The organism is Rhizobacter sp. (assembly GCF_031412075.1).
GTDB lineage: Bacteria > Pseudomonadota > Gammaproteobacteria > Burkholderiales > Burkholderiaceae_C > Rhizobacter.
This window is the reverse complement of the sequence record NZ_JANOCG010000358.1, coordinates 1-2,765: the sequence shown is the minus strand read 5'-3', so window position 1 is coordinate 2,765 and position 2,765 is coordinate 1. Positions and strand designations below refer to the sequence as shown.

Here is a 2,765-nt window from a genome sequence, read left to right as displayed (position 1 = left end):
CGCGCCTCGGCCGGGTTGCGCACCTGCACCGGCTCGCCGTTCCAGCGAATCTCGCCTTCATCGGGCCGCACTGCGCCGTAGATCATCTTCATCAGCGTGGACTTGCCCGCGCCGTTTTCGCCCAGCACGGCGTGGATTTCGCCTGGCTTCACGCGCAGGCTCACCCGGTCGTTGGCCTTGACGGCGGGGTAGGTCTTGCTGAGTTGGATGAGTTCGAGGCGGAGCATGGTTTACATCCGTTCGCCCTGAGCCTGTCGAAGGGCCCCTGTGCACGGCGCTGGCTTCGACAGGCTCAGCCCGAACGGAGGGGAAGGGCGGGTCATGTGTGGGTTCGCCTCAGGTCAGCAGGTCATACAAGGAACGCGCCACCACCTTGGTCGCGCGCCGCAGATCATCCAGCACGATGTGTTCATCCGCCCGCTTGGCATTCGATTCAAGCACCGTGCGCGGGCCGGCGCCGTAGATCACCGCCGGGATGCCTTGTTCGCAGTACAGCCGCACGTCGGTGTAGAGCGGCGTGCCCGAGGTCGGGATCGGCTCGCCGAACACCGCTTGGCCGTGCTTCTGCAAGGCATCGACCAGCGGCTTGTTGCCCGGCAGCGGTTGCAGCGCGCGGGCCAGCAGCAGTCGCTTGATGTCGACCGTGATGCCGGGTCGCAGCGCGGCCGCGTCGGCAATCACCTGGCGAATGTTTACTTCCACCGCCACCGGGTCTTCTTCGGGGATCATGCGGCGATCGAGCCGCAGCACCACCTTGCCCGGCACCACGTTGGTGTTGGTGCCACCTTCGATGCGGCCGACGTTGAGGTAAGGGTGGGTGATGCCCTGGACCTTCGACGTGACCTGCTGGTACAGCGTGTTCTGGTGGTACAGCGCGTTGAGTATGTGCACCGCGCCTTGCAGCGCGTCGACCCCGGTGGTGGGTATGGCGGCGTGGGCCATCTTGCCGTGCACCGTCACCTCCATTTGCAGGCAGCCGTTGTGCGCCGTGACCACCTGGTAGCTGAAGCCGGCGGCGATCAGGTAGTCGGGTTTCGTCAGACCTTTGTTGAGCAACCAGCCGGGGCCGAGCTCGCCGCCGAATTCTTCGTCGTAGGTGAAGTGCAACTCCACACCGCCCTTGAGAGGCGCACCCAGCGATTCGAGTGCTCGCACGGCGAAGGTGTAGGTCGCAAAATCACTCTTGCTCACGGCCGAGGCACGGCCATAGAGCTTGCCGTCTTCGACCTCGCCGCTGTACGGGCCATGCACCCAGCCATCACCGGGGGGCACCACGTCACCGTGCGCGTTGAGGGCGATCGTCTTGCCTTCGCCGTAGCGGCGGCGAACGATCAGGTTGGTGAGCGACTGCAGGCCGCAGGCGCGCACTTCGTCTTCAGGCACAACGTGCTTCTCTGCTTGCAGGCCGAAAGCTGCAAGCAGCTCGGCCGTGCGCTCGGCATGCGGCGCGTTGTTGCCGGGCGGCGTGTCGGTGGGCACCTGCACCAGGGCTTGCAGGAAGGCCACTTCTTCGTTGAAGTGGGCATCGATCCAGGCGTCGATGTCGGTGTGTCGCGTCATGGCGCTTCCGACAGTTGCGCCAGCATGTGCATGAACGCCTCCACACACAACTGCGCATCGTCGTTGGTCGTGGTCTCCAGCGGGTTGTGGCTGATGCCCGAGTTGCCGCCGCGCACGAAGAGCATGGCTTGCGGCATCACTTCGTCGAGCTTCATCGCATCGTGGCCGGCGCCGCTGGGCATGCGGTAGACCGGCAGGCCGACCGACTCCACCGCGCGTTCCCAGCGGGCCTGCCACTCGGGCGCGCTGGGCGCGGCGCTCGCGCGCAAGGTTTCTTCCAGCGTGCAGTGCAGGCCACGCCGGTCGCTGATGCGCTTCAGCTCGGAGAGCACGTCGTGCGCCATCGCATCACGCACCTCGTTGGTGGTGGCGCGGATGTCAAGGCTGAACTGGCAGCGCCCCGGCACCACGTTGATCGAGCCGGCGGGCACGTGGAGCATGCCCACCGTGCCCACCAGGTGCGGCACCTGCGCGGCGCGCTTTTCCACATAGAGCAACAACTCGGCCACGCCGGCCGCGGCGTCGCGCCGCCGGTCCATCGGCGTGGTGCCGGCGTGGCAAGACACGCCGACCATCTCGCCCAGGTAGCGCACGCTGCCGTTGATGGAGGTGACCACGCCCAGCGGCAAGTCGATCTCGTTCAACACCGGGCCTTGTTCGATGTGCACCTCGACGAAGCCCATGTATTGCGAGGGGTCGCGCTTCAGTGCTGCGATCCGCCCCGGGTCGCGGCCGGCCGCGAACATGGCTTCGCGCATGGTGATGCCGTCGGCGTCTTGCTGGTTCAGCCAGCTGAAATCGAAGCGGCCGATCACTGCGCCCGAACCGAGGAAGGTGGCCTTGTAGCGCTGGCCTTCTTCTTCAGCGAAGCCGATCACCTCCAGGCCGAAGGGCAGGCGCTTGCCCGAGCGGTGCAGCTCTCGCACACAGACCATCGGCACGAAGATGCCCAGGCGCCCGTCGTATTTGCCGCCGTTGCGCACGGTGTCGAAGTGGCTCCCGGTGAGCAGGCGTGGGGCCTGCGGGTCGCTGCCCTGATAGAGGCCGACCACGTTTCCGACGGCGTCGACCTCCACCTCGTCGAAGCCGCAGTCGTGCATCCAGCGCACGAGCTGCACCTGGCAGGCCTGGTGCGCCGGGGTGAGGTAGGTGACGGTGAGCGCGCCTTCGACGTCACTGTGCTGCGCCAACAGCTCGGCGCAGTC

General features: G+C 66.5%; 3 protein-coding genes. All 3 read right to left on the bottom strand.

Translation table 11 applies throughout. The annotated features are described in order from the left end of the window. Positions 1-227, bottom strand: a 227-nt coding sequence (locus RMO40_RS13315) for an ATP-binding cassette domain-containing protein (RefSeq protein WP_309721906.1), incomplete at its 3' end; no start/stop codon positions are given. Positions 228-336: 109 nt separating this feature from the next. Further along, the gene (locus RMO40_RS13310) at positions 337-1,560 is read right to left on the bottom strand and encodes an ArgE/DapE family deacylase (RefSeq protein ID WP_309721903.1); all 1,224 of its coding nucleotides are present in this window, start codon (positions 1,558-1,560) and stop codon (positions 337-339) included. Continuing rightward, on the bottom strand, positions 1,557-2,765 hold a 1,209-nt coding region (locus tag RMO40_RS13305), incomplete at its 5' end, for a hydantoinase/carbamoylase family amidase (protein ID WP_309721901.1). The genes RMO40_RS13305 and RMO40_RS13310, both read right to left, overlap by 4 nt.